This window comes from Rhodococcus pseudokoreensis (assembly GCF_017068395.1).
Taxonomy (GTDB): domain Bacteria; phylum Actinomycetota; class Actinomycetes; order Mycobacteriales; family Mycobacteriaceae; genus Rhodococcus_F; species Rhodococcus_F pseudokoreensis.
Window position 1 is genome coordinate 6,949,138 of the sequence record NZ_CP070619.1, and the last position, 26,394, is coordinate 6,975,531.

The following is a 26,394-nucleotide window of genomic DNA, read 5'->3' on the forward strand; positions in this document are numbered from 1 at the left end:
GGAGGAGAGAGGTTGTGCCCATGAGTGAGCCGTATGCAGTCGTCGGAGCGACGGGTGGTCAAGGAGGTGCTGTCGTCGACGCGTTGCTCGAGCGAGGGCGTGAGGTCCGAGCGCTCGTCCGTCGAAGCTCCTCTCGCTCAGAGGCGTTGCGCCTGCGAGGTGTCGACATCGCGGTGGCCGACATCACCGATCGGGCGGCGATCGCGTCTGCAGTCGACGGGTGTGCGGGCGTGTTCGCCGTGACGACGCCTTTCGAGGACGGCCCGGAGGCGGAGATCGCTCAGGGTGCCGCGCTCGTCGGCGCGTTCGGTGACTCCGGTGTTCCGCACGTGGTGTTCTCTTCGGTAGCCGACGCGGACAAGAGCACCGGGGTGCCACATTTCGACACGAAGGCCGTGACCGAGGCGTTGCTGCGAGAATCCTCGGTCTCGTACACGATCGTCGGCCCGACCTACTTCTACGACAACCTGCTCGGCGGCCTCGACGGCATCCGCCACGGCCGGCTCGATCTGCCTCTGCCCGTCGACACCCCGCTGCAGCAGTTGTCGCGCCGGGACCTCGGCCGGTTCGTCGCCCTCGTGTTCGGCGATCCGGACCGATTTGCCGGGACCAGAATCGACCTGGCATCGGATGATCCGACGCCTCGTCGAATGGCGGAGGTGCTCGGTGGGGTGCTGGGCACACCGGTGCATGCCCATTCGTCCGACGCGGACGCGATCTCGTCGCCGGACATGCGCGCGATGTTCCGCTTCCTCACCGACACGGGGTACGACGCGAACATCGGCGAACTGCGCCGGCTCTACCCCGAGGTGGGCTGGCAGAGCTTCGCCGAGTGGGCGGCCGAGTTGGTCTGAGGTCCGAGGAGCGGGCCAGCGGGTATTCGATAACCGTAGCGGTCGCCACGATTATGTAATATGGAGGTCGGAGCCCGGTACTCGAACACCAGCAGTGAGGACGGCCATGGGCGTGCAGGCCAATACCAGAGCCATCGAGAAAGAGATCGTCACCGATTTCAGCGAGCGGATGAGCTACGGCTCGTACCTGGACCTCGACACCCTGCTGAGCGCGCAGAAACCGGTGAGCAGGCCCGAGCATCACGACGAGCTGCTGTTCATCATCCAGCACCAGACCACCGAACTCTGGCTGAAGCTCGTCCTGCACGAAACTCTCGCGGCCCGGGACGCTTTCGATGCGGACGACATCGGCAGGGCGCTCAAGTGCGTGGCGCGCGTCAAGCACATCCAGAAGACGCTGACCGAGCAGTGGTCGGTGCTGGCCACGCTGACGCCCACCGAGTACTCCGAGTTCCGGCAGTTCCTCGGCAATTCGTCCGGGTTCCAGTCCTATCAGTACCGCGCCGTCGAGTTCGTGCTCGGCAACAAGAACGCCGGGATGCTGAAGGTGTTCGAGGCGGATCCTGCTGCCCACGAACTGCTCGACCGGCTGCTCCGCGAGCCGAGTCTGTACGACGCGTTCTGGCAGTGCCTGTCGCGGCTCGGATACGACGTGCCGGCGTCCGCGCTGAACCGCGACGTGACCGCCGCCTACAGCCTGAACGACGATCTCATGCCGCTGATCAAGTTCGTGTACGAGAACTCCGAGGAGCACTGGGCCGTCTACGAGGCGTTCGAAGAGTTCGTCGACCTCGAGGAGAACTTTCAGCTGTGGCGCTTCCGCCACATGCGCACGGTGCTGCGGACCATCGGGATGAAGTCCGGGACGGGAGGATCCAGCGGTGTGGGATTCCTGCAGAAGGCCCTCGAACTGACGTTCTTCCCGGAACTGCTGGCCGTGCGCACCGAGATCGGGCGATGATGACCGCGTCCACGGATGTGCTGGCGGCCCGGGCCGCGGAACTCGACGCCGCGGACCCGCTGCGCTCGTACCGCGACCTGTTCATCGGCGCCGACGACCGATCGGTGCCCGCCTACCTCGACGGGAACTCGCTCGGCAGGCCCACCAAGGCGAGCGCCGAGCGTATCACCGCGTTCGTCACGCAGTCGTGGGGTGGCCGGCTGATCCGCGGGTGGGACGAGGAGTGGTACGAACTGCCGATCACGATCGGCGACACCCTCGCGCGGGTGTCGCTGGGCGCGGCCGCCGGGCAGACCACCATCGGCGACTCGACGACGGTCCTGTTGTACAAACTCGCGAGGGGCGGGCTCGCGTTGCGGCCGGGACGCACCGAGATCGTCGTGGACCGCGACAACTTTCCGACGGACCGGTACGTGCTCGAATCCATCGCCGGGGAACTCGGGCTCACCCTCCGGTGGATCGAATCGGATACCCGGGGCGGCGTCACCGTCGACGACCTGCGGTCCGTGGTCTCCGAACACACCGCGCTCGTCGTCCTCAGCCACGTCGCGTACCGCTCGGGCTACCTGGTGGACGCGGCCGGGGCCGCCCGGGTGGTGCACGAGGCGGGGGCGCTCCTGCTGCTCGACCTGTGCCACTCCGTCGGCTCGGTTCCCCTCGACCTCGACGCGTGGGGTGTCGACCTGGCGGTCGGGTGCACGTACAAGTACTTGAACGGCGGACCCGGCTCACCGGCGTTCGCGTACGTCCGGGCCGACCATCAGCAGGACTTCGTGCAGCCGATCTGGGGCTGGATGGGCCGCGAAAACCCGTTCACGATGGCGCAGGGTTACGAGCCGGCGCCGGGGATCCGGCGCGTGATCAGCGGAACGCCGTCGGTCCTCGGCATGATCGCACTGCAGGACACCCTGGCCCTCCTGGGAGAGGTCGGGATGGGCGCCGTGCGGGCCAAGTCGATCGCCCTGACCGAGTACGCACTCGACCTCGTGCGCGAGGTGCTGATTCCGCTCGGCGTGGAGATCGGATCACCGGAGAATTCCGCCGAGCGGGGCGGTCACGTCATCATCGACCACCCGCGGTTCGAGGTCGTGGTGCAGCGACTGTGGACGAAGGGCGTCATACCCGATTTCCGGGCCCCGCAGGGACTGCGTCTCGGCCTGAGCCCGCTGAGCACGAGTTTCGGCGAGGTGTGCGCCGGGATACTCGCGATCCGTGATGAACTCGCCGACTGAACCGGCGAGCGCGATCCTCGACGACTTCGATTCGCGACCGGGCAGCGCCACGTCGCTGATCCGCACCGTGCTCGGTGCGTACGTGCGCGACGTCGGCGGGTGGGTGGCGATCGCGGATTTCGTGGAAGTGATGCAGGCGGTCGGTATCCCGCCCGAATCGACGCGCATCGCGGTGGCCCGGCTGAAGAAGAAGGGAGTGCTCCGCCCCCGCGCCCGCGACGGCCGCAGCGGGTACGAGGTGACCGAGCAGGCCGAGTCGATGTTCACCCGCGGCGATCCGCGGATCTTCGGTTTCCGTCAGATGGCGGACACCGATCCGTGGCGGCTGATCTCGTTCACCATCCCCGAATCGCAGCGAGCGGCGCGACACCAGTTGCGCAGGCGGCTCGGCTGGATCGGGTGCGGAACCGTGTCGCCGGGACTGTGGATCGCCCCCGAATACCTCGCAACCGAGGTCGGGGACATCGTCGACGCGCTGGGTCTTACCGAGTACGTGACCACGTTCGTGTCGACGTCGGTGTTCGTCCCCGATTCGATGGGGGACGCGGCGGCCCGGTGGTGGGATCTGGGCGGCATCGCCGCGCGGCACCGCGACTTCCTGGACCGCCACCGCGTCGCACTCGCCGCCACTGGGGAGGTGTCGCCACGCGAAGCGTTCGTGCGCTTCGTGCCGCTGCTCGACGAATGGCGCATCATCCCGTACGTCGACCCGGGCCTGCCGGAAGGGATGCTGCCCGCGGACTGGCCCGGCGCCGACAGCGTTCACCTGTTCGCGTCGGCGCGGGACCACTACCTCGACGGGAGCCGCGACTGGGTGCGGAGCGTGCAGTCGCGGCTCCCGGCCTGAGGGGTGTCAGCCCAGGAATTCCTCGCCGATGTTCTTGGCCCACTCCTCGGCCTGATCCTTCGGGCGGACGGAGCCGGAGCCGTCGTGCCGACCGTGTTCGCCGACCTGGACCGCGCCGAGGGCGATCAGCTTCGCGGCCATGATCTCGCCGCCGCGGTTGTACGTCTCCTCGTACACCTTGTCGCCGAGGCCGAACAGCGCGAACTGCATGCCGGTGAGGTCGGGTTCGTCCTCCTCGAGCCCTTCGAAGAAGGGTTCCGCGCCGGTGGGCAGCTCGCCCTCACCGTACGTGGAGCACACGATGACGTGGAAGTTCGCGGGGTCGAGATCGCCCGCATCGAATTCCATCATGTCGTACAGGGACGTGTCGCCGTAGTCGCCGAGCACGTCGGCGATGTTGTCGGCCACCAGTTCGGAGGTCCCGCCCTCGCTGCCGTACAGAATCACCACTGCCATTGTTCTTGCTCCTCGTGAGTAGCTGCCGACGTGGTCAGTACACGTCGCGCAGGTAGCGCTTTTCCTTCTTGAGCTTGGTCACGTAGTCGGCGGCCTGCTCGGTGGAAAGGGTGCCATGGGTGGCGATCACCTCGTGCAGGGCCCGGTCGACGTCCTTCGCCATGCGGGTGGCGTCGCCGCAGACGTAGAAGTGGCCGCCGTCCTCGAGCCAGGCGAACAACTCGGCGCCGTTCTCGATCATCCGGTTCTGCACGTAGATCTTCTCCGCCTGGTCGCGGGAGAAGGCGAGGTCGAGGCGGGTGAGCAGACCGCTGTCGCTCATCGCGGCGATCTCCTCCTCGTAGATGTAGTCCGACGCGCGATGCTGGTCGCCGAAGAACAGCCAGTTGCGTCCCGACGCGCCCCGCGCCTGCCGCTCCTGGAGGAACGCGCGGAACGGCGCGATGCCGGTGCCGGGGCCGACCATGATCATCGGTGCGTCGTCGTTCGCGGGCACGCGGAACGACTTGTTCTTCGACACGAAGATCCCGCCGTTGCCGCCCTCGGCGATCCGATCGGCGAGGAAGGTGGAGCACACGCCGCCGCGGTCGCGTCCGGCGGAGCTGTGGCGGACGCTGGCGACGGTCAGGTGCACGCTGCCAGGGTTGGCCAGCGGGCTGGAGGAGATGGAGTACGCCCGGTGCTGCAACGGCTTCAACAGTCCGACGAACTGGTCCGCCGTGAATGTCACCGACGGTTCGAGCAGCAGCAGGTCGAGCACGTCCTTGCCCCACAACCAGGCGTCGAGGGCCTCCTTGTCGCCGTGCCGCAGCACGTGGCTCAGCTCCTCGTCGCCCGCCCGCTTCTCGATCTCGTCGATGAATTCGTGGCTCGGCGTGGAGATCTCGTACGCGTGCAGCAGCAGGTCGCTGAACGGGCGCTCCTTGCCGGTGACGGCGGCATCGGCCGGGATACCCAGCCGGTCGACGAGGGCGTCGACGAGGGCGGGATCGTTGATCGGCATCACACCGAGCGCGTCACCGGCCTCGTAGTCGAGACCGCTGTCGGCGAGCGCGAACTCGTAGTGGCGGATCTCCTTCGCGGATGTGTCGCTCGACAGCCGCCGGTTCACGGACAGCGTGGAACCGTAGGGGTTCTTGCGGTTCCACTGCGACCGGGTGCGGGCCGGTTTCGTCACCGGCTCGGCGACGTCGGCGACGGCGGACTCGCCGCGAATGCCCTCGACGGCCGCGAACAACGGCAGGGTGTCGGCAACCCACGCGGCGGCGGCGTCCTCGTAGTCGACGTCGCAGTCGACGCGCGGCGTGACGCGGTGGGCCCCGAGCTGCTCGAGCCTCGTGTCGATCATCTTGCCCGCCTGGCAGTACCCGTCGTACCCGGTGTCGCCGAGTGCGAGCACCGCGAAGTCGGTGGTCTCGAGCCGCGGTGCGGTTTCCGCGGCCAGCGCCTGCCAGAACAGTTCGGCGTTGTCGGGCATCTCGCCCTCACCGTAGGTGGAGGTGACGACGAGGACGCGCTGCATCGCGGCGAGTGCGTCCGTGTCGACGTCGTCGAGGGCGCTCACGACCGGCGCGAAGCCGTGCGAACGTGCCGCGGCCGCAGCGTCTTCCGCGACACCCTCGGCGTTTCCGGTCTGGCTGCCGTAGAGCACGTGCATGGCGGGCAGCTGTCCACCGGCCGCCCCGGCGGGCGCGTCGGAGCCGCCGACGACCAGACGCGAGCTCATTCCGGCGAGAAAGCCGGTGAGCCAGACGCGCTGGTCCTCGCTGAACGGGGCGTCCTGGGGAATGTAGGGCAATTTCATGAGGGCACCACGTCTCTCGTGGGGATCAGATCGGGGAGGGCGTGCTGCGCGAACAGCTCCTCGAAACCGGGCAGCCGGCCGATCTTGTCGACGTTCTTCGCATCCTGGTGCACGATCCAGCCGTACGTGCCGGGGGCGTCGATGGACCGGACGTTGCGGCGGCGCAGCGCATCCTTGTAGTCGGCGAGCCGCTTGGCCGCCACCATCACGGCCAGATCCTCGTCGCTGTAGTCCTTCAACGCTTCCCGTGCGTAGCGCTGCAACCGCTGCATGAGGAAGAAGTCCTCGGTGAGCAGCAGGTTGCGGACGGCCTTGTCGACGGCCGAGTCGGACGGATCCGTGACACCGGGCAGCTTGGACAGCGCCATCTCCTGCGCCGCGTTCAGCACGGTGTAGTTGTTCAGCAGCGCGAACATCGCCTCGGTGTCGGCCTCGCCGTAGCCGGGCACGGCGCCGTCCAGCACGGCGTGACCGTCCCGGTAGTCCAGCTTGAACTTGCGCACCTGGTGCCCGACCAGCGCGGCGGCCAGTTCGTCGGCCAGGTCCTTGCGGGGCTTGGCCTTCAGGATCTCGTCGCTGTCCTGGTACTGCAGCAGCGCGCGCGGCATGCCGTACACGAAGTGGTGCTGCTCGGTCTCCCAGTTCTCCAGCAGCCACGCCGCCTTGGCGGAGCCGGTGGCCTCGAGGTGCCACCCGAGCAGCACGTGCACGGCCTGACGGTGCAGCGCGGCGTGCTCGCCGTCGCCGGTGATCGAACCGAGCAGGATCGAGTCGGCGCTGGCCTTGCCGGGCAGCTTGTTCTCGGGGTCGTACTGGTAGACGAAGCCACCGCTCATGCCGTTGCCGACGCCCTTGCCGAAGCCACCGAGGTTGAGGACGGCGCCGTTGGTCATGTACTCGCAGGCGAAGTCGCCGACACCCTCGACGACCGCAGTCGCACCCGAGTTGCGCACGGCGAAGCGGTCACCCGCCTGGCCCTCGACGAACGTGCGGCCACCGGTGGCGCCGAACAGTGCGAAGTTTCCGATCAGCACGTTGCCGCCGTGGCGGTCCGAACCGCCACCGGGGGAGCGCACGACGATGCTGCCGCCGTTCGCGCCCTTGCCGACACCGTCGTTGGCGGTGCCGGTGTGCACCAGGGCCATGCCGTCGTTGCAGAACGCGCCGTACGACAGGCCCGCCGACCCGGACGTCGCGATCCGGACGCTGCCGTCGCGCAGGTAGCCGCGGCCGCGCTCGTCGCGGAGGACGGCGGGCAGCGCGATGTCGGTGAGCTCGTGGTTGAGCATCCGCTCGATGTCGACCGCCAGCTGGGCGCCGACGCTCTTGTTGCGGTTGCTCAGGTGCACGCCGTCGCCGAGTTCGACTGTGGCCTCGCCCTGCTCGATCAGCGCGGCACGCAACTGCACGAGCCAGCCGTCGTCGAGCGTGTAGTCCTTCTCCAGGTACACCGGATCGCCGATGGTGACCTCGTCGACCACGGCGAGCATCGCGCGCAGGTCGAGCTGGCCGACGCTGGACGGGTGGTCCAGCAGCTGCAGCAGATCCGAGCGTCCCCGGGCCTCGCGCAGCGAGGACATGCCCAGCTCGGCCAGCACCTCGCGGGTCTCGTGCGCGATGTTGAGCAGGTACTGCGCCATCGCGCGCGGGTCACCGTCGAACAGCTCGGGGTTGGTGGTCAGACCGGCCGGGCACTTGACGTTGCAGTTCTTGGCCATGACGCACTTGAGCATCATCAGCGCGGTGGTGCCGAACTCGAAGCTGTCCGCGCCGAGCAGCGCCGACTTCACCACGTCGCTGGCCGTCTGATGCGCGCCGGAACAGCGGAGCAGCACCTTCTGCCGCAAACCGTTGGCGCACAACGCCTGATGGACCTCGGCGACGCCGATCTCCGCCGAACGTCCGGCGTACTTGAGGCTCGTCACCGCGGCCGCACCGGTGCCACCGGTGTTGCCTGCCACGTTGATGACGTCGGCTCCGGCCTTCGCGACACCCACCGCGATGGTGCCGATGCCCTCCGAGGACACGAGCTTCACGATGACGCGGACCCGCGCCGCCTTGCAGTCGTGAATCAGCTGCGCGAGGTCCTCGATCGAGTACGTGTCGTGATGCGGTGGGGGAGAGACGAGTTCGACGCCGGGAGTGCCGCCGCGCGCGGCCGCGATCTCGACGGTCACCTTCGGTGCGGGCAGCTGCCCGCCCTCGCCGGGCTTGGCGCCCTGCGCGATCTTGATCTCGAGTTCCTCGAGCATCGGGTCGGCGAGGTAGCCGGCCCACACACCGAAGCGGCCCGACGCGAACTGCTTGATCCGGGAACCGCGGATGGTGCCGTAGCGGGAGATGTGCTCGCCGCCCTCACCGCTGTTCGACATGCCGCCGACCATGTTGGTGCCGTGCGCGACGGCCTCGTGCGCGTTGGAGTTCAGCGCGCCGTGGCTCATGGCGCCGGACGTGAGGAACGGGGTGATCTCGCTGGCCTTCTGCACCCGGTCGATCGGCAGGCTCGCCGGAGCGGTGCGCAGCAGCGACAGGCACCGCAGCGCCTCACCGGACGTGCGCACGAGCAGCGCGTCACCGTCGACGCGGTGCTCGCGCAGGTCGTCGCCGAACCGCATCACCAGCGACTCGCCGAGTGCCGCGAGCACGGCGGCCTCGCCCGCGTGGGGGCCGGTGAGCCGGAGCCGGAACCCGTCGTCGCCGACGGCCTCGGATGCGAGTCCGCGCACCGCGAAGCTGTTGTTGCCCTTGCGGGAGAAGCGGCCCATCTGCTTGCGGAACTCGGCCGCCGTGGTGAGGAACGTGACGTCGGCGGGCAGATCCAGGACGTCGCGCAGCGCTGCCGGACGACGGGTCCGCTCGTCGGCCATCGTCCGCGCGAACGCACGGTAGCCGGGGGTGATCTCGAAGCGGTCGATCGCCTCGTGCGTCAGCTTCTGGAAACCGGCGTTGCGGTAGGCGTCGTCGTCGAGACCGAACGCGTCCTCGAGCCGGTTCAGCGGCAGCAGTCGCAGCGACTCCGTGTGGTCCTGCGTGCCCGCCGTGTCGAACGCGATGGGTTCCTCGGTGAGGTCGACGAAGCCGCGTACGGCCGCCGTGCCGTACGAGTGGCCTGCGCCCTCCGCCCGCTCCTTGAACAGGCCGAGCAGCGGGACGTCCTTCTCCCCGGTGACCGACAGCGCGCGCTGGTGCCAGTCCGCGACGGCCTGCGCGATGACGGCGAACCCGACGCCGCCGACCGGCGTCTTCACGTTCGCGAAGTAGCGGCGCAGCACCCGATCGTCCGTGTCGAGGTAGTTGGGTTCGAAGAACTCGCCGCCGATGTAGCTCTCGGCGGTGCACAGGCCGACCCGGCCCATCGTCTTCATCAGCGACTTCTCGGCGGCCTTCGCGAACCGCTTGAACGCCTGGTCGGCGTCGTCGGCGAACTTCTCCTCGGCGCGCAGACGGACGGCCAGGGGGTAGATCGCGGCCGCGCCGAAACCGAGGGCGGCGGCGACGTGGTGCGAGGACGAAATCTGACCGCTCTCGGCGACGACGGACACCCGCAGGCGCAGGCCCTCCTCGATCAGCCGCTGGTTGACGGCGGAGATCGCCACGATCATCGGCAGCGCGGCACGGTCGGTGGCCACGTGACGGTCGGTGAGGATCGCGATGCCGCCCTGCTCGCGGGCGAACGCCTCCACCTCGTCGCACAGCCCGTCGACCGCGGCCTCGAGCGCCGCCGCGTTGGCGGCCGGGTCGCCGTGCACCGGGGTGTACAGCATCGGGAACCGCTGCACCGGCGTCTCGGACTGCTTGCGGATCCGCAGCATGTCCATGTGGGTGAGGATCGGCGACGGCACCACGATCTGCGGCGCGGACTGCGCGCCACTGTTCGGCTTGGCGCCCAGCGCGACACGCAGCGTCATGCCGTCGGCCTCACGGATGCTGTCCAGCGACGGGTTGGTCACCTGAGCGAAACGCTGCGAGAAGTACTTCGCGACACCACCCTCCTGATCGGAGAGGGCGTTGATGGCGTTGCCGTAGCCCATCGCGGAGATCTTCTCCTGACCCGACGCGAGCATCGGGTCCATCATGAACTTGAAGCTTTCCTGGTTGTGCGAGTACGCGACGTAGCGCTGGGTGCGCTCGAGGTCGCCGTTGTAGCGCAGCGGACCCGGCTCGGCCTCGACCTCGGGCAGCGCCTCGATGGTCCGGCGGGCCTCCGCGACGAGTGTCGGGTAGTCGTTGCGGGCGGCGAGCAGTTCGAGCGCCTCGTCGGTGGAGTACGAGCGGCCCACGCGGTGGTCGAAGTACAGCATCCCGCCGGCCTCGATGCGTCCGCGGTGCAGCACGGTGTCCGGGTCGAAGTCGATCTGCCCGGCCTCCGACGTGACGCACAGGTACTCGTCCGTCTCCACCGAACGCAGCGGACGCAGTCCGAGCCGGTCGAGCCGGGCGCCGACGACGGTGCCGTCACCGAAGATCAGCGCAGCCGGACCGTCGTTCTTCTCCTCGTACAGCGAGAAGTACTCGAGCATCGCCCGCACCTCGGGCGACAGGGCGGAATCGTTCTCCCACGCCGGCGGCATCATCGACACGACCGCGGTCACCAGGTCCAGGCCGTCCTCCACGACGCGGCTCTGCAGCGTCTGGTCGAGGCGACAACTGTCGGACTGGCCGTGCGGACGGACGATCTCCCGGTTGCGGGCACGGGCCAGGGCCGTCTCGGACAGCCGGTTCTTCTTGTCGGTGTTGAGCTCACCGTTGTGCGCCATCAGACGGAACGGCTGCGCCATCGTCGGATGCGGGTCGGTGTTGGTGGAGAACCGGGTGTGGAAGTACAGGGTGTGGATGGCGTGCGCCGGGTCGACGAGGTCCTGGAAGTAGGGCATCACCTCGTTCGAGTTGAGGCGGCCCTTGAGGACCTGCGTGCGGGCGCTGAGCGACAGCGGGTACAGCCCGGCCAGATCGGGCCGGGTGTACGCGACGGCCTCGATCGCGAGGAGGGCGTCGTGGATGCGGCGGTCGAACTCGGCCTCGTCGGCGCACGCGTCGGGCGCGGTGAACACCCACTGCCGGATCGGCAGCTGGTGCCGTATCGCCGCGGGCCGGAGCACGGTGGCGTCGACGGGCACGTCCCGCTCGAGCAGCACCCGGAACCCCTGCGCGGCGAGAGCCCGCTCGATCACGGCCTCCGCGTCGCCGTGGAACGCGACGTCGGTGGGGAGGAAGAAGTTGCCGACCCCGAAGCGGCCCGCCTCGAGCTCGGCGTCACCGGTCAGGGCGCGGAAGAACGGCACCGACAGGTCGACGCAGACGCCGGCGCCGTCGCCGACACCCTCGGCGGACATGCCACCGCGGTGAGGAACGGCACACAGGGCCTCGTGGCCCCGGAGGAGGACGTCATGGGTCTGAATGCCGTCCTTGCGGGTAATGAAGCCCACGCCGCAGCTGCTCTTGTCGAGCGTCCTGTCGTACAGGCCGGACTCGGTGGCACTCGTGTTCAACCGACTGTCTCCTCGCGATACTCGCCGAATGGGGGTCCGTGCTGGACGCACGGGTGGCGTCGGCGAGAGGATCACGGCAGAGAACCGGCCCCGTACCGATGCGCCGGTGAGGCAGACGTCGTTGTCTGAAATGCGGACTTTGGCATGTCCACGCGAAACCGCAGATTAGCGGAGGCTAAGTCCCATCTGCAAGCTGCTCGATTCGAGCGCGACGAGCGGTAGCAAATCCGCGCCCGGCGTGCAGGCCGAACGCGGAGTTGCGAACATCACACCTGGCCAGGCCGTAAAACGTGCATGTCCGAACGGCCGTTCGGACTGACTGGTCCGTAGATGCTCGGCGATTGGTTGGATGCGGTCGCTATTGCGTGTGCGGATGGCAATTCGGCGGGCGTTTGTGGGGGTCGGATCTCAGTCGGTGAGATCGATCCGGACCGTCAGGAGGTCGGTGCCGACCGCGCGGACGGCGGTGCTGTTCATCCGGGGCAGCTGCGACAGCCGGGCGCGGGTGTCGTCGTCGGGCAGCAGTGTCGCGGTGCCCGTGTGCCACCGGCCGTGGAGCCGCAGGCGAACGGCGTTGTTCGCACGGATGTTGCGGATGTAGTTCGACTTCTCCCCGAACTCGGACACCAGCCAGAACTCGGTGCCCGTCTTCCGGCCGCCGATGGGCGTGACGCGGGGCTGCCCGCTCACCCGGCCGGTGGTCTCGAGGAGGGTCTGGCCCGACAGTCGCGCGGTGAGCGGGTTGGCGACGTGCCGCTGGAATTGCATGACGATCCGTCGTTTGATCGTGCTGAGGTCGGCCATGACGAGAGCCTTCCATGTGGGGAAGGCTCTCGTCGAGGGTTCGCTACGCCGCGGCGACCGTGTCGTCGTCCTGGAACGGGTCGCCGGTGCGCTCGGCGTTGTAGCGGGCTTCGTCGAGGATGCCCTCCCGCTTGGCGACGATCGTGGGGACGAGCGCCTGACCGGTGACGTTCACCGCGGTGCGGCCCATGTCGACGATCGGCTCGACCGCCAGCAGCAGGCCGACACCGGCGAGGGGAAGCCCCAGCGTCGACAGCGTGAGCGTCAGCATCACCGTGGCTCCGGTGGTGCCTGCGGTGGCCGCGGAACCGATGACCGACACCACGATGATCAGCAGGTAGTCGGTGAACGACAAAGGCACACCGTAGAACTCGGCGACGAAGATCGCTGCGATCGCAGGGTAGATCGCGGCGCACCCGTCCATCTTGGTGGTCGACCCGAGCGGCACGGCGAACGACGCGTACTCGCGGGGGACACCGAGATTGCGTTCGGTGACCCGCTCGGTGAGGGGCAGGGTGCCGATCGACGACCGCGACACGAAGCCGAGCTGTGTGGCGGGCCACACGCCGGAGTAGAAGGCGCGCACCGACAGTCCGTGTGCGCGGATCAGGACGGGGTAGACGACGAGGAACACGATGGCCAGGCCGACGTACACGGCGGCGGTGAACCAGCCGAGGGAGCCGATGGCGTCCCAGCCGTACGTGGCGACGGCGTTCGCGATCAGCGCCGCGGTCCCGATCGGTGCGAGACGGATGATCCACCACAGCACCTTCTGCACGATGGCGAGGAGCGATGCGTTGAACTGCAGGAACGGTTCGGCTTTCGCCCCGACCTTCAGGGCGGCGATGCCGATCGCGGCCGCGACGACGAGCAGTTGCAGCACGTTGAAGCTCAGCGACGTGCTGGCCGCGCCCTCGGCGACGGTGGTCTTCGCGTTCAGGCCGAGGAAGTTGCTGGGGACCAGTCCGGTGATGAACGCCCACCACGAACCGGTGGTGCCGGGCGCCTTCTCGGTGGCCGCGCTCACGCCGGTGCGGGCGCCGGGCTGGGTGATCGACCCGACGACGATGCCGATGATCACGGCGATGAACGCGGTGATCGCGAACCACAGCAGCGTCTGAACCGCCAGGCGGGCGGCGTTGGCCACCTCGCGCAGGTTCGCGATCGAGCTGACGATGGCGGTGAACACCAGCGGAATCACCGCGACCGTAAGGAGTTTCACATAACTGGAACCGATGGTGTGGACGGTTCCGACGAGCCAGTTCTCGTTGCCGTCGGCGGCGACGGGCATGGCGCGGGCGACGAGACCGAGGACGACGCCGACGACGAGTCCGGTGACGATCTGGGGGCCGAACGACGTGGCCCACTGGGGGAGTCGGCGCCGAGAGGTGGTCTCGGCGCGCGTGGACAGCGCGGGGCTGGGCATGGGTGTGCCTTTCGCATGGGGCCGTGAGACTGCGCCCGGTGGGGCGGGTACGGCGAGAGAGAGTCCTGAGTGAAGCGGTGCGTCAGCGCGAGCGCGGACAGATGGCACTCGCCTGCAGGCGGAGGTCGACGTAACGCCGAGAGGTCAGGAGCAACACTGCGGGAACATTACTCCCGGTGGTGGCGGGAGTTTTACCCCGGTTCCGCCTCGTCCGGATACCAGCGTGCGTAGACGTCGGGGTGGGCGCGGGTGCGGCTCTTCCACGCGTTCTCGCCGTACGTGTTGTACAGCGGGTTCGACGGGTCGTCCTCGATTCCGCGGGCTCGTGCGGCGAGATGCGGCGGCAGGGTGATCACCGGGACCGTGGCGTCGAGAGCGGGATTGAGGAAGTACGGGACCGACAGCCGCTCGGGCGCACCGGCGGGCGTGAGCACCCGGTGCCGGGTGGCCCGGAGGTAGCCACCGGTCGCGACCTCGAGCAGTTCGCCGATGTTCACGACGAACGACCCCGCCCGCGCGGGCGCGTCGATCCAGTCGCCGTCCTCGGTCTCCACCTGCAGTCCCGACGAACCCGGTTCGAGGAGCAGCATCGTCAGCACACCCGAGTCCTTGTGGGCGCCCACCCCCTGCTCACCGGTGTGGTCCGCGCTCGGCCGCGCCGGGTAGCGGACCACCTTGATCAGGGTGGCGGGGGCGTGCGCAAACGCGTCGTCGAAGATCGCGGGATCGGCGTCGAGCGACGCGGCCCAGTGCCGCAGCAGTCGCATCCCGACGTCGGCGAGTGCGGCGTCCAGCGCCTCGATCGTTTTCTCCAGGTCGGGAAGGTCGCCGGGCCACTGATTGGGCCCCTGCAGGCGCAGGTAGTCGGCGGCGCCGGGGATCGGCGGCCGTTCCGGTCCGATGTCGATCTGTTCGCGCCAGTCGGTCTCACCGTTGGTCAGCTCACCGCCCACGCGGTTGTAGCCGCGGAAGTGCGGGCTGTTCACCATCGCGACGGCTTGCTTGGAGTCGTCGGGCAGTGCGAAGAACTCCCGTGCGACGGTGAACACACGGTCGAGCAACTCCCGCTCCACGCCGTGTCCGTCGAGGTAGAAGAAACCCACGTGGTGGGTGATTTCCCGCAACCGTTCCCGCCCGGCCGGTGTGTCCAGTTCGGCGAGATCGACGATGGGGAGCATTCCTCCACGGTATCCCCGGGGCGCTGCGGTGTCAGGTGTCCCGGCGGCGCTCGAGCAGGACGCTGTCGTGCCAGACGCCGTCGATCTGCGCGAGCCGCTCCCGTACCCCGACCGTCCGGTAGCCCACCGAGTGGTGCAGTGCGATCGAACCGGCGTTGACCGCCAGCACCGAGGCCTGCAGCGTCCACAGTCCCGCGAAGTCGGCCTCGTCGATGAGCCGGCGCATCAGTGCGGTGCCGACGCCTTCACCGCGGAACTCTCCGGCGGTGTACACGGAATTCTCCGCGACCCCACGGAAGCAGCGTCGCGAGGAGATGGGGGAGAGGGTGGCCCACCCGGCCACCGTCCCCGACACCTCGGCCACCCACCGGTGCCCGTCCAGCCAGCGTGCGTCCAACTCCGGCCTGGTCGGGGTCACCGTGTCGAACGTCGCCCGTCGCGTCGCGATCCCCTCCGAGTAGATCCGCAGTACCGACTCCCAGTCCGACGCGTCGAGTCGGCGTACCGTGATCGCCTCCATCGTGGAGGTATTGCCATGAAGTGCTGTGGCACAGCGCAATTGCGGATCCGGTTCCGAGGGGGCGAGGGCGAACATGGCGCCAGCTTAGCGGCTCGACCCGCCGGTGTGGGGTGCCACGTTTCGGGGCGAATGTACCTCCGGGCGCCCCGGGTGCACCGAAAGGTACATTCGCCCGGTTGTCACCGCAGCCGGATCCACGTCGTCTTCAGCCCGGTGTACTTGTCCATCGCGTGGAGGGACAGGTCGCGCCCGAAACCGGACTGTTTGAATCCGCCGAACGGGGTCTGCGCGCTGATGGCGTCGACGGTGTTGACCGAGACGGTTCCCGCCCGCAGTGCCGCGGAGACGCGGTGGGCCCGGTTCAGGTTCTCCGTCCACACCGACGCCGCCAGCCCGTAGATGCTGTCGTTGGCCATGCGGACGGCGTCGGACTCGTCGGTGAACGTCTGGACGGTGAGGACCGGTCCGAACACCTCCTGGGTCACCACCTCGGCGGCCTCGGCGACGTCGCCGAGGATCGTCGGTTCGAGGAAGCATCCCCGGCCGTCGACGGTGGTCCGGTTGCCGCCGAGCAACACCCGGCTGCCTGGGCGGGCGCGTTCGATGAAACCGGCGACCGTCCGGGTGTGCCTCTCGTCGACGATGGCCCCCAGCGTGGACTCGGGGTCGAGCGGGTTGCCGGGCCGGATCGACGACGCCCGGCGGACGAGGGCGTCGGTGACCTGCTCGGCGACCGACTCCTGGACCAGCAACCGGGAGTTGGCGGAGCACACCGCCCCCTGGTTGTAGAAGGCGCCGAACACGGCCTTCTCCACGGCCTCGTCGAGATCGGCGTCGGCGAACACGAGATTCGGGCTCTTGCCGCCGCATTCGAGCCAGACCTGCTTCAAGTTCGAGTCCGCCGCGTACCGGAGGAACCTCTTCCCGGTCTCGGTGGAACCGGTGAAGGCGACGACGTCGACGTCGGGATGCAGGCCCAGTGAGGCGCCGGCGGCGGCGCCGAGACCGGGAAGGACGTTCAGGACGCCGTCCGGCAGGCCCGCCTCGGCGGCGAGTTCGGCCAGGCGCAGCACCGACAGCGGGGCCTGCTCGGCGGGTTTGACGATGGCGCTGTTTCCGGCGGCGAGGGCGGGCGCCAGCTTCCACACCGCCAGATCGAGCGGAAAGTTCCACGGCACCACGGCGGCGACGACGCCGAGCGGTTCGCGGGAGACGAGCGCGAGACTTCCCGGATCGGTGGGTGCGATCTCCCCGCCGATCTTGTCGAGGGCCTCGGCGTAGAACGTGAAAAGTGCGGCGGCCGAGGGGACGTCGACGGTCAGCGCCTCCACCACGAGCTTGCCCATGTCGAGGGAGTCGAGCAGGGCGAGCTCGTGGCGGTGCTCGAGGATCAGCTCGGCGAGCCTGAGGAGGACCCGTTTGCGGTGCGACGCCGGACTGCGCGACCAGATGCCCGAGTCGAACGCCTCCCGTGCGGACCGGACCGCCACGTCGACGTCGGGGGTGTCCGCGGCGGACACCCGGGCGAGGAGTTCGCCGGTCGCCGGATTGATCGAATCGAACGTCTCGTCCGACTTCGCGGGACGGAACGCGCCGTCGACGAACAGTTCGCGGCGCGGCGTGATCGTCGCGGCGAGCGCCGTCCAGTCGTCGAGTGTGGTCGGATCGGTCATCGTCATCCTCGTGCTCGAAAGTGTTGTCAGGGAACGTAGATCGCGAACTGCTTGAGCAGGGGTTCGTCGACGCGGTACTCCCCGCGCCACCCCCTGGTCAGGGTGAACGCGTCGCCGGGGCCGAAGGTGTGGGCGACCCCGTCGTCGGCCGTCAACGTCACGGAACCCTCGAGGACCCGGGTGTATTCGTCGCCCGGGTAGGACTCGATGTACTCGCGGTAGGGCTCGGCCCGCCACGAGCCGACGGTGAACTTCTCGTCGCCGCTGCTCAGGTGAACCATTTCGTGTTCCCGGGGATCGCCCGCCCGGAGCGTGTCCGCGGTGACGTAGGCGCTGGGGGTCATCGCCGCGACGTTCTCGGCGCCGGTGGGGATGGGGTGTACTGCGGTCATGGTGGTGTTCCTCAATTCTGTGCGGTGGCGAACGGGGGGATCGTGAGTGTGCTGACGGGTTCGATGGACAGGCCGGTGACTTCCCGGCGGAAGGCGACCGGGCCCGGCGCGGGCGGTTCGTCGAGTTCCTCGGCGTACCGGTGACCCGACCAGACGGCCGCCGCGATGGTCGACGGCGCCCACGCGTCGCCGATGCCGCGGACACTGCGCAGGTCGGCGCCGGCCCATTCGGATTCGCGCGACTGCAGGTCGTGGAACAACCCGTCGTGCGGAAGCCGGGCGGTGACGAGGACGACGCCGTCCGCGTCGACGAACTGTTCGTCGCCGGTGAACGCGCACACGGTGCGGACGCCCTGCGGGGTGACCGCGGTGACGGCGCGGTTCACCTGAACGTGGACCCCGGCCTTGATGATTCGCTTGCGGATCCGGACCACTTCCATGGTGTTGGTCGTCCACTGCGACACGTGCGCGGCCGGCGTGATCAGGGTGACGTCGAATCCCTCCTTCGCCAGGAGTTCGGCGACGACCGCCCCGAGGTAGTAGTGGTCGTCGTCGAAGAGCACGACCTTGTTCCCGGCGGGTCGTAGCCCCGCCATCACGTCGTCGGGTGTGAGGACGTCGGCGTGGTCGTCGACGGGCACGGCGTGGGTGTGCCACCGGCCGACGCCGTCGCGGCGCCAACTGGAGCCGGTGGCGACGACGACGTGGTGGAAGTCGTTGTCGATGACGTCGTCGGCGGTCATCTCGCTTTCCATGAAGACGTCGACGTTGGACAGCTTGCGGAGTTGCTGCTGCCGGTAGTCCACCACCCGGATCCAGGCGGACAGCCCGGGCAGCTTCGACTCGCGGGTCACCCTGCCACCGAGTTGGCGGCTCGCCTCGGCGAGGCTCACGGTGTAGCCGCGTTGCCCGAGGGCACGTGCGGCCTCGAGTCCGGCGGGACCCGCGCCGACGACGAGCACGTTCGACTCGCTCGACCGGACCTTGATCCGCTCCGGGTGCCACCCGCGTCGGAACTCCTCGCCCATCGTCGGGTTCTGGGTGCAGCGGATCGGCGACATCGTGAAGTCACCGGACACGCAGATGTTGCAGCCGATGCATTCGCGGATGTCCTCGAGGTTCCCCTCCTCGATCTTGCGGGGGAGGTACGGGTCGGCGATCGACGGGCGGGCCGCCCCGATGAAGTCGAGGATGCCGCTCTTGACCTGGTGCAGCATCGTGTCGGGCGAGGTGAAACGGCCGACACCGACGACGGGTTTGGTGGTGAGTTGCTTCAGTCCCCGGACGTACGGTTCCTGCTCGGCCTCGGGTCCGAACCGCGAGGTGACGGAGTCGTCCTCCCAGCTGCCGAGCACGAAGTCCCACAGGTCGGGGGTCTCGCCGAGCAGGCCGATCACGTCCTCGATCTCGCTGCGGGTGATTCCCTCGTCGCCGAGGAGTTCGTCGACGGAGATGCGGCACGCGACCGCGGCCTTGCCGTCGGCGACCTCGCGTGAGTCCTCGAGGATCTCGCGAAGCAGGCGCACGCGGTTGGTCAGGCTGCCGCCGTACTCGTCCGTCCGGTTGTTGTAGCGGCGGGACAGGAAGTGGTGCAGGCCGCCGATCGCGTGCCCGGCGTACACGTAGACGATGTCGTATTCGGCCTTCAGCGACCGGCGCACCGCCTCCTTGTGCCAGTGCCGCAGGTCGGCGATGTCCGACTTGGTCATCGCCCTGGCCTGGACGGGGTCGTAGTTCCAGGAGACGACGGGCAGATTCTGCGGGCCGAGCGGGGTCTCGCGGCTGATCAGGTTGGGGCTGTTCAGGCCGTTGTGGGCGAGTTCGATGCCGGCGAGGGAGCCGCCTTCGTGGATCTTCTCGGAGATCCGGGTGAGGGCGGGCAGGTCCTGGTCGTCCCACAGGCGCAGTTCGATGAACGGGCCGATGTCCGAGGTGGGGTGGATCTCGACCTGCTCGGTGCAGACCACCGCCCAGCCACCCTCGGCCTTGACTCGCCGCATGTAGGCCTCGCCGGAGGGGTCGCGGTAGCCCATGCCGTTGCAGTGGGGGACCTGGAAGAACCGGTTGCGGGCGGTGACCGGTCCGATCTTGACCGGTTCGAACAGGATGTCGTATCGCGGATCACGCACGGTGGGTTCCTGACTGGAGACGGAGAGTGGGCTCGCTGTGGTGGCCTCTGCACTCGGCTGGCCGGCCGTTCCACTGTCGCCGAGACGGCGATTCTTTGCGATGTGTCTCAAATAAATACCGATCGAGGGGGGAAAGTCCAGGCTCGGCGGAGAAATACCGACCCGATCGCTACTTGTTTATTGATGAAGTTCATCAATAATGATGGTCATGGCACGTCCGAAGAGACAGGGAGTCCGGCGCAGTGAGATGGTCTCGGCGGCCACCACCGCGATCACCAAGCGGGGCATGACGGGGCTGCGCATCAAGGACGTCGCGGAGGAGGCGGGCCTGTCGGCGGGTCTCGTCAGCTACTACTACCCGTCACTCGAGGATCTGCTCGTCGAGGTGCACGAGCACGCGGTCGACCGGTTCTACCGGCGCAGGCACGACGCGGTGCAGGATCTCGCCGATCCGGTCGAGCGGCTGCGCACCACGGTGCGCCTGGGTATCCCCGATGCCGCCGACGATCCGCTGTGCACGGTCCTCTACGAACTGCATCTCCACGCGAGCCGCAACGCGACGCACTCCGCACTGCTGTCGACGCTGTTCGACCTGGAGGTGTCGCTGTACAGCACGGTCCTCGAGATCGGCCGGTCCCAGGGCGTGTTCACGCCGTCGATGCCCACCGAGGAGATCGCCCGCACCGCGGTGAGCCTCGAGGACGCCTACGGCCTGCACATCATCGCGCGGAACCGGCGCATCGAGCCGTGGACCGCACGCAACAGCGTCCTCCGCTACCTCGACACCGTGCTGTCGTGCTCCATCGCCGAGTTCACCCCGGACTAGCCGCGGGGATTCATCGGAGTCATGGCATCTGCAGAACTGATGCACTACCCCGGATCTTTGTGCTGTACAGATTTGCTGGGTGCGGACGAGAGTAGTGACCGGCATCACTGCAACGTTGACGCCGAAGACCGACACCGCGCCGGCCGAAACACGGTAACGCGCAAGCGCATTCCTATCGATTCCAGCAACGAGGTGCACCGATGAGCGACAACACCCCCACCGCCCTGGCGGACGAACAGACCCGACATCTCAAGAAGTCCCTCGGCCGTTTCGACATCGTTTTCCTCATCGTCGCGGCGGTGGTGTCGGTCGAGGTTCTCGGTCAGGTGTCCACGTTCGGAGCGGAGACCTTCACCTGGGCACTGGTTCTCGCGGTGTTCTTCCTGCTGCCGTACGGTCTGATCTTCGCCGAGATCGGTAGCACGTTCACCGGTGAGGGCGGCGTCTACGTGTGGGTGCGGCGAGCGTTCGGCCGGCCACTCGCCGCCCTCGCGTCGCTGCTGACGTGGGTGACCCAGCCCGTGTGGGTCGGCGGGTCGATGGCGTTCATCGCCGCCGAGACTTGGAACCACTACGTCACCGCATTCGAGGCGGGGTCGGTGACGGACTACCTGTTCAAGCTGGTCTTCATCTGGCTGACGGTGCTCGCGGCCGTGGTGAGTCTCGCACGGGGAAAATGGATTCCGACGGTCGGCGCGTTCCTGAAGATCGTCTTCCTGCTGTTCTTCCTCGTCACCACCGGGATCTATGCCGCGAAGAACGGTTTCGCCGGCATCTCCGCGGGAGACTTCAGCCCCACCCTCACCGGGCTCCTCGGGGTGACGCCGCTGCTGCTGTTCTCCTACCTCGGTTTCGAATCCGGGAACAGTGCCGCCGGGGAGATGAAGAACCCCGCCCGCGACGTCCCGATCTCGATCGCCCGCGCCTGCGGCATCGCCGCCGCATCCTACCTACTGCCGATCTTCGCGATCCTCCTCGTCGTGCCCGCGGACGACATCACCGGTGTCGGCGGCCTTCTCGAGGCGGTCGCGACCGTGTACAGCGTCTACGGACCCGCCGCACCCGCCATGCTGACCGTGACCGGAGTGATCTTCGCGGTGATCCTGATGACCCAGGGTGCGGCGTGGATGATCATCAGCGACCGCATGCAGGCGATGGCCGCGGCCGACGGCGCCTTCTTCGGCGGGTTCTTCGGCCGATTCCATCCGCGCCTCGGAACGCCGGTGCGCGTCAACTTCCTGTCCGGACTCGTCGCCACCGTCTTCATGATCGCGGCGATGCAGATCACCGGGTCCGGCGGTTCCATCTTCGCGGTGGTGCTGACGATCTCGATCTCGACGTTCCTGCTCAGCTACCTGATCGTCATCCCGTCCGCGGTCCGGTTGCGCACCCGGTTCCCGAACGTCGCGCGGCCGTTCCGGGTGCCCACCGGGAACGTCGGCTTCCGCGTCCTCGGCTCCCTCTGCTTCACCTGGGTGCTGCTCGGCTCGTGGGTTGCGGTGTTCCCCGGCACGCTGGAATCGGTGTTCGGCCTGGACTACGACTTCACGGAGATCTGGGGCGTGAGCCAGGGGACGTTCGAACTGTTCACCCTCGGGACGCTGGCCGTGCTCGCGCTCCTCGGCGCGGTCGGCTACGTGCGGGGCGCGTCGGTGCGGTCCGCGAGCGGCCCGCGCACTGCGCCGGAGGACGGCCCCGGATCGGAGCCGGACCCCGACCTCGTGAAGGCCGACGTCCGCTGAAGGGGTCGCGGCCGCCGCGGGTGTCGTGGGTGGCTCCCCGGTCGGAGACCTGCGATCCTGGTGGCCTCAGATCCCGAGGAGAGCGCATGCAACGACGACCCGACGTGACGTTCACCCAGCTCAGGTATTTCGTCGAGGCCGCGAACTTCTCCAGCATGACGAAGGCCGCCGACGAACTGATGGTCGCGCAGTCGGCGGTCTCGTCGGCGATCTCCCAACTCGAGCACCAGATCGGCACCCAGCTGTTCATCCGGCAACGGTCCCGCGGACTCGTTCTCACGGCGGCGGGCGAGGAGATGCTCCGCGACACCCGCAGCGTCCTCGCCCATCTCGGCGAGGTCCTCGACGCGGCGCGCGGCCACGAGGACAACGTCCGGGGAACGGTGCGCCTGGCCTGCTTCGTCACCCTCACCCCGTTCATCCTCCCGACGCTCATCTCGGACCTGCGCGATCAGCACCCCGACCTCGAGGTGGAGGTCGTCGAGACGCAGGCGGAGGCGGTGCGGGCGGCGTTGCGGAACGGCACCGCGGAACTGGCCCTCACCTACGACCTCGCACTGGGCGACGACATGGAGACGGAGACGCTGGGCGTCGCCCGGCCGCATGTCGTCCTGCCGCCGGACCACCGGCTGGCCGGCCACGACGCCATCGCGCTCGCCGACCTCGAGGGCGAACCGATGGTGCTGCTGGACCTGCCGAGCAGCCGCGACTACTTCCTCGCCATGCTGTCGGGGTCCGGGGTCACCCCGATGGTCCGCTACCGGTCGGCGAGCTACGAAACGGTGCGTGGTCTCGTTGCCCGCGGCCACGGCTTCTCGATACTGAACCAGCGGCCCGCCGAGGGCCGGACGTACGACGGCGGGAGGGTCGCGACACTGCCGATCGCCGACGACGTTCCCGGCCTCCCCGTCGTCCTCGCCCGGCTGAAGGGGGTCCGGAGCACGGCGCGGGCCCGGGCCGTCGCCGAGCGGGCGCGGGCCGTGTTCGCGAAACAGGCACGGACGGCGGGCTAGAACAGGGCTAGAACCCCCACCCCATCTGGGCGTCGCGGTCGGAGCCGAACGCGTGCTCGAACCGGTCGAGGACGTCGGCGTCGGCGGCCCACAGCCGGTTCGCGGCCGCGAACGTCCGCGGCCGGTGCGCCCCGAGGTACAGGCTGCCGAGCACGTCGAGGTCGAGGACCACCTGCGGTGCGGCGTCGGTCCGCGTGCACACGGCCTTGCCGTCCCGGACGGTGAGCGCGAATGTGCCACCGGCGTCCAGGAACCCGTCATCGACCTGCACCACGACGTCGAGGTCGCCGCGGAACGTGCGGGCCTCCAGCGCGGCGGGGACGTCCATGATCCGCACCCACAGCTCGTCGTGACGCGAGGAGGTGCGCACGAGCCGGCCGTCGGTGAGCAGGTAGGGCAGCGGATCCTCGGGGGTGAGGTTCGCTTCGATGCGGCGCACGAGGTCGAGGCCGAGCATCGCCCGCCACAGCGCGGCGTGGGCGTCGCCGGTGACCGTGCGGATCTCCTCCACCCGGGCGAACGATCCGTTGTCGCCGGAGGCGCGGCGGTACAGCACGTAGCCGTCGTCGTGGACCATCCCGAACAACGCTGTGCCGCCGCCCCGCTCGCTCTCGCGGTCGGCGAAGATCCGGTTCCACACGAACTCCGGCCGCACCTGCGCGCCCGGTGTCACCTGCTGCCAGCGGTGGTAGACGTCCGTGAACGCGGGCCTTGTCTCCGCGGGATGGACCATCCGCACACCGCCGGGATCCGGTGCCTTCGGATGCGGCACGGCGAAGCGGCGGTCGATGCTCACCGTCGACTCGACGGTCGCGGGTCCGTACCCGAACCGGCCGTAGATGCCGCCCTCGCTGGCGGTGAGGATCGACAGCGGCACGCCCGACGCCCGGATCCGCGCGTGGTGTTCGGTGTACAGCGCGCGGAGAACACCGCGCCGCCGATGGGTGGGCGCGACCGTGACCGCGGTGACGCCCGCCGCCGCCACGCTGCCGCCGCCGGGAACGGTGACCGTCATGGGAATGTCCATGGTCGCGCCGACGACCTCGTCCCCGTCCAGTGCGATCACCGGCGGTTCGCCACTGACGAGCTGCCTCCAGTGGGCGGTGAATTCTTCCGTCTGCGGTGTCACGAAGCAGATCTCGTTGAGCACGACGATCCTCGGCCAGTCCTGCTCGGTCGCAGTTCTGATCGTGATTCCGCCGGTGCTCGTCATGGTTCGACCCTGGCACACCCCGCGTGGACTCGCAGCCGAATTTCCGCGCCCGGCCTTGACCGGGCCGGGGTTCTCAGAGAGTCTGAGGATCCGGGCCGACGGGTGAGGGGGACGTTGTCACGATGCCGAAGAACCGCACCTCCTCCGCGCCGCGCCGAATGCTGCGCCTGCGCCGGGAGTCGTGGGGATTCGTCATCGGCTCCTTCCTGTTCGGACTCGCGGCCACACGCGTCTTCGGCCACGCGGTCGGCCCCCAACTCGACAACATCACGTACTTCGTCGGATCGTTGTTCTTCACCGCCGCCGGATTCATCCAGCTGCGACTCAGCGGCAGACCGGTGCCCGGGGCTGAATCTCACCGGGTCGAACGCTACGACTGGTGGGCCGCGGTGGTCCAGTTCGCCGGTACCCTCCTGTTCAACGTGAGTACCGGGGTCGCGCTGATCCACGGGCTCACCGTCGAACAGGATCGGGTGTGGGGGTGGCGGCCCGACCTCTTCGGGTCGACGGCCTTCCTCGTCGCCAGCGGTATGGCCGTGGTGGCCACCACCGAAACCGACAAGTTGTGGGATCCGCACGCTCGGAACTGGCGCAGTACCTGGTTGAACATGATCGGGTCGGTGGCGTTCGGGGTGTCCGCGGTCGCCGCGTTCATCGTGCTCGGCACCGACGTGGTGGAGAACGCGGGGGTCGCCGATCTGGGCACGTTCGTCGGCGCGGGCTGCTTCCTCGTGGCCGCACTGCTGATGCGCCCGCCTCAACCCAGGTATTCGCCGAACCAGGCGAGGACTGTTTCGTAGGCCTCCGCCGCCGCGGTCGCGTTGTACCGCGGCCCGGTGTCGTTGAAGAACGCGTGATCGGCCCCCGGAACGGTGACGATCTCGTGCGGCAGCCCCGCCTTCGTCAGGGCCGCGGCGGCGGCGTCGCGGGACGCGTTCACCCGTGCGTCCAGTTCCGCGTAGATGGCGAGGACCGCGGCCTTCGACCCGGAGAAGTCCGCGCCCTCGGGCAGGGGTCCGTAGAAGGGGACGGCCGCGGCCAGCCGCGGTTCGCCGGACGCGAGGAGTTGCCACACCATGCCGCCGCCGAAGCAGAACCCGACCGCCGCCGCCTTCTTGTCCGGTACCCGGCGGCCGAGTTCGTCGACCCCGGCCTTCATGTCGGCGACGAAGCGTTCCGGCGGCACGGTGGCCAGCGCGGCGGTGGCCTGCGCCTGGTCGGTGAACGTCGCCGTCCCGCCCTCCTCGGAGAGCAGATCGACGGCGAGCGCCGAGTATCCGGCGCCCGCGAATCGGCCCGCCACCGAACGGATGTGATCGGTGAGGCCCTTGTTCTCGTGCACCACGAGTACCGTTCCGCGGGGCGTGGCCGCTTCGGCCCAGGCGCCCTGCAGGACCCGCCCGTCCGGGCCTGCGAACGTCACGGACTCGGTGCTCACGGCGTCGGCCGTTCCTGGCGGCGGGGGTGTCGCTCCACCGGGTGTCGCCGGCGCCGACGTCGAGGACTGCTCGTCGCTGCCGGTGGAGCACGCGGCGAGTAGGGAGGTCGCCGCCGCCACCCCGAGGCCGATGAGCCCGAGTCTGCGCAGCGCCTCCCGGCGCGTCAGCAGCCCGTCGGCGTGGTCGATCGCGATCTCTTCGGCTATGTAGCGCTGCAGTGGCGTCATGATCGTCCCCGTCCGCATCGGCTGATGTAGGAATTATCGCTGGTCCAAGAGCCGCGGGACACCCGTTCCTGCTGCATCGATTTTTGTTATGCAGTGCTCCACTTATCTGTGTTGTACAGATTTCGCCGCGGACTTCAAGATTGGTTCCACGGCACGAACTCCTCGCTCA

At 68.6% G+C, this 26,394-nt stretch carries 20 protein-coding genes; 8 read left to right on the forward strand and 12 right to left on the reverse strand.

What is annotated here, in order from left to right; translation table 11 throughout:
• Window positions 1-20: 20 nt before the first annotated feature.
• The 4 genes from JWS13_RS36865 (at window position 21) to JWS13_RS36880 (ending at window position 3,894) form a co-directional block, all read left to right on the forward strand.
• On the forward strand, window positions 21-854 hold the full coding sequence (locus JWS13_RS36865) for an NmrA/HSCARG family protein (RefSeq protein ID WP_206010263.1): 834 nt from the start codon (window positions 21-23) through the stop codon (window positions 852-854).
• A 106-nt stretch (window positions 855-960) separates the two neighbouring features.
• On the forward strand, window positions 961-1,815 hold the full coding sequence (locus tag JWS13_RS36870; RefSeq protein WP_124389771.1) for a tryptophan 2,3-dioxygenase: 855 nt from the start codon (window positions 961-963) through the stop codon (window positions 1,813-1,815).
• Window positions 1,812-3,047 (forward strand): kynureninase, encoded by a 1,236-nt coding sequence (locus JWS13_RS36875; protein ID WP_206010264.1) that lies wholly within the window; start codon window positions 1,812-1,814, stop codon window positions 3,045-3,047. Before JWS13_RS36870 ends, JWS13_RS36875 begins: the two co-directional genes overlap by 4 nt.
• Window positions 3,031-3,894, forward strand: coding sequence for a PaaX family transcriptional regulator (locus JWS13_RS36880; protein WP_206010265.1), 864 nt, complete (start codon window positions 3,031-3,033; stop codon window positions 3,892-3,894). The genes JWS13_RS36875 and JWS13_RS36880 overlap by 17 nt, the downstream gene beginning before the upstream one ends.
• 6 nt (window positions 3,895-3,900) lie before the next feature.
• Here JWS13_RS36880 and JWS13_RS36885 read toward each other — a convergent pair whose 3' ends face one another.
• The 10 genes from JWS13_RS36885 to JWS13_RS36930 all read right to left on the reverse strand — a co-directional run bounded on the left by JWS13_RS36885 (window position 3,901) and on the right by JWS13_RS36930 (window position 19,765).
• Window positions 3,901-4,350, reverse strand: a complete 450-nt coding sequence (locus JWS13_RS36885) for a flavodoxin domain-containing protein (RefSeq protein ID WP_206010266.1) — start codon at window positions 4,348-4,350, stop codon at window positions 3,901-3,903.
• Window positions 4,351-4,384: 34 nt separating this feature from the next.
• Entirely contained in the window at window positions 4,385-6,154 is a 1,770-nt protein-coding gene (locus JWS13_RS36890; RefSeq protein ID WP_206010267.1) for a sulfite reductase subunit alpha, read from the reverse strand.
• Window positions 6,151-11,643: a glutamate synthase-related protein gene (locus JWS13_RS36895; RefSeq protein ID WP_206010268.1), complete on the reverse strand. Its 5,493-nt coding sequence runs from the start codon at window positions 11,641-11,643 to the stop codon at window positions 6,151-6,153. Before JWS13_RS36895 ends, JWS13_RS36890 begins: the two co-directional genes overlap by 4 nt.
• A gap of 408 nt (window positions 11,644-12,051) precedes the next feature.
• A complete protein-coding gene (locus tag JWS13_RS36900; protein ID WP_206010269.1) occupies window positions 12,052-12,447 on the reverse strand; it encodes a nitroreductase/quinone reductase family protein in 396 nt (131 codons plus the stop codon).
• A 43-nt stretch (window positions 12,448-12,490) separates the two neighbouring features.
• Window positions 12,491-13,873, reverse strand: coding sequence for a dicarboxylate/amino acid:cation symporter (locus JWS13_RS36905; RefSeq protein ID WP_206010270.1), 1,383 nt, complete (start codon window positions 13,871-13,873; stop codon window positions 12,491-12,493).
• 191 nt (window positions 13,874-14,064) lie between these two features.
• A complete protein-coding gene (locus tag JWS13_RS36910; RefSeq protein ID WP_206010271.1) occupies window positions 14,065-15,051 on the reverse strand; it encodes an isopenicillin N synthase family dioxygenase in 987 nt (328 codons plus the stop codon).
• A 31-nt stretch (window positions 15,052-15,082) separates the two neighbouring features.
• Window positions 15,083-15,571 carry a GNAT family N-acetyltransferase gene (locus JWS13_RS36915; RefSeq protein WP_206010272.1) on the reverse strand — a complete coding sequence of 163 codons (489 nt, stop codon included), beginning with the start codon at window positions 15,569-15,571 and terminating at the stop codon, window positions 15,083-15,085.
• Between the two features lie 179 nt (window positions 15,572-15,750).
• Window positions 15,751-17,244 (reverse strand): aldehyde dehydrogenase, encoded by a 1,494-nt coding sequence (locus tag JWS13_RS36920; protein ID WP_206010273.1) that lies wholly within the window; start codon window positions 17,242-17,244, stop codon window positions 15,751-15,753.
• Window positions 17,245-17,270: 26 nt separating this feature from the next.
• Complete coding sequence (locus JWS13_RS36925; protein WP_206010274.1) at window positions 17,271-17,636, reverse strand: cupin domain-containing protein; 366 nt, start codon at window positions 17,634-17,636, stop codon at window positions 17,271-17,273.
• Between the two features lie 11 nt (window positions 17,637-17,647).
• Window positions 17,648-19,765, reverse strand: a complete 2,118-nt coding sequence (locus tag JWS13_RS36930; protein ID WP_206010275.1) for an oxidoreductase — start codon at window positions 19,763-19,765, stop codon at window positions 17,648-17,650.
• 208 nt (window positions 19,766-19,973) lie between these two features.
• On the opposite strand from JWS13_RS36930, the gene JWS13_RS36935 reads away from it, so the two are divergent.
• The 3 genes from JWS13_RS36935 (at window position 19,974) to JWS13_RS36945 (ending at window position 23,346) form a co-directional block, all read left to right on the forward strand.
• Window positions 19,974-20,591 (forward strand): TetR/AcrR family transcriptional regulator, encoded by a 618-nt coding sequence (locus JWS13_RS36935; RefSeq protein WP_225928423.1) that lies wholly within the window; start codon window positions 19,974-19,976, stop codon window positions 20,589-20,591.
• A 200-nt stretch (window positions 20,592-20,791) separates the two neighbouring features.
• Entirely contained in the window at window positions 20,792-22,333 is a 1,542-nt protein-coding gene (locus JWS13_RS36940) for an APC family permease (protein WP_206010277.1), read from the forward strand.
• Window positions 22,334-22,419: 86 nt separating this feature from the next.
• Complete coding sequence (locus tag JWS13_RS36945) at window positions 22,420-23,346, forward strand: LysR family transcriptional regulator (protein WP_206010278.1); 927 nt, start codon at window positions 22,420-22,422, stop codon at window positions 23,344-23,346.
• A 7-nt stretch (window positions 23,347-23,353) separates the two neighbouring features.
• On the opposite strand, the gene JWS13_RS36950 is transcribed toward JWS13_RS36945, so the two are convergent.
• Window positions 23,354-24,559, reverse strand: coding sequence for an enhanced intracellular survival protein Eis (locus JWS13_RS36950; protein ID WP_206010279.1), 1,206 nt, complete (start codon window positions 24,557-24,559; stop codon window positions 23,354-23,356).
• A 122-nt stretch (window positions 24,560-24,681) separates the two neighbouring features.
• On the opposite strand from JWS13_RS36950, the gene JWS13_RS36955 reads away from it, so the two are divergent.
• Window positions 24,682-25,359, forward strand: coding sequence for a hypothetical protein (locus tag JWS13_RS36955; protein WP_206010280.1), 678 nt, complete (start codon window positions 24,682-24,684; stop codon window positions 25,357-25,359).
• Here the strand turns inward: JWS13_RS36955 and JWS13_RS36960 are convergent.
• Window positions 25,317-26,225, reverse strand: coding sequence for a dienelactone hydrolase family protein (locus JWS13_RS36960; RefSeq protein WP_206010281.1), 909 nt, complete (start codon window positions 26,223-26,225; stop codon window positions 25,317-25,319). The two genes, JWS13_RS36955 and JWS13_RS36960, sit on opposite strands and share 43 nt — an antisense overlap.
• Between the last annotated feature and the right edge of the window lie 169 nt (window positions 26,226-26,394).

Bases quoted from the DNA above. Each gene is read 5' to 3' on its own strand.
- JWS13_RS36865 (WP_206010263.1), top strand. From the start codon at position 21: ATGAGTGAGCCGTATGCAGTCGTCGGAGCGACGGGTGGTCAAGGAGGT.
- JWS13_RS36870 (WP_124389771.1), top strand. From the start codon at position 961: ATGGGCGTGCAGGCCAATACCAGAGCCATCGAGAAAGAGATCGTCACC.
- JWS13_RS36875 (WP_206010264.1), top strand. From the start codon at position 1,812: ATGATGACCGCGTCCACGGATGTGCTGGCGGCCCGGGCCGCGGAACTC.
- JWS13_RS36880 (WP_206010265.1), top strand. From the start codon at position 3,031: ATGAACTCGCCGACTGAACCGGCGAGCGCGATCCTCGACGACTTCGAT.
- JWS13_RS36885 (WP_206010266.1), bottom strand. From the start codon at position 4,350: ATGGCAGTGGTGATTCTGTACGGCAGCGAGGGCGGGACCTCCGAACTG.
- JWS13_RS36890 (WP_206010267.1), bottom strand. From the start codon at position 6,154: ATGAAATTGCCCTACATTCCCCAGGACGCCCCGTTCAGCGAGGACCAG.
- JWS13_RS36900 (WP_206010269.1), bottom strand. From the start codon at position 12,447: ATGGCCGACCTCAGCACGATCAAACGACGGATCGTCATGCAATTCCAG.
- JWS13_RS36905 (WP_206010270.1), bottom strand. From the start codon at position 13,873: ATGCCCAGCCCCGCGCTGTCCACGCGCGCCGAGACCACCTCTCGGCGC.
- JWS13_RS36910 (WP_206010271.1), bottom strand. From the start codon at position 15,051: ATGCTCCCCATCGTCGATCTCGCCGAACTGGACACACCGGCCGGGCGG.
- JWS13_RS36915 (WP_206010272.1), bottom strand. From the start codon at position 15,571: ATGGAGGCGATCACGGTACGCCGACTCGACGCGTCGGACTGGGAGTCG.
- JWS13_RS36920 (WP_206010273.1), bottom strand. From the start codon at position 17,244: ATGACCGATCCGACCACACTCGACGACTGGACGGCGCTCGCCGCGACG.
- JWS13_RS36925 (WP_206010274.1), bottom strand. From the start codon at position 17,636: ATGACCGCAGTACACCCCATCCCCACCGGCGCCGAGAACGTCGCGGCG.
- JWS13_RS36935 (WP_225928423.1), top strand. From the start codon at position 19,974: ATGGCACGTCCGAAGAGACAGGGAGTCCGGCGCAGTGAGATGGTCTCG.
- JWS13_RS36940 (WP_206010277.1), top strand. From the start codon at position 20,792: ATGAGCGACAACACCCCCACCGCCCTGGCGGACGAACAGACCCGACAT.
- JWS13_RS36945 (WP_206010278.1), top strand. From the start codon at position 22,420: ATGCAACGACGACCCGACGTGACGTTCACCCAGCTCAGGTATTTCGTC.
- JWS13_RS36950 (WP_206010279.1), bottom strand. From the start codon at position 24,559: ATGACGAGCACCGGCGGAATCACGATCAGAACTGCGACCGAGCAGGAC.
- JWS13_RS36955 (WP_206010280.1), top strand. From the start codon at position 24,682: ATGCCGAAGAACCGCACCTCCTCCGCGCCGCGCCGAATGCTGCGCCTG.
- JWS13_RS36960 (WP_206010281.1), bottom strand. From the start codon at position 26,225: ATGACGCCACTGCAGCGCTACATAGCCGAAGAGATCGCGATCGACCAC.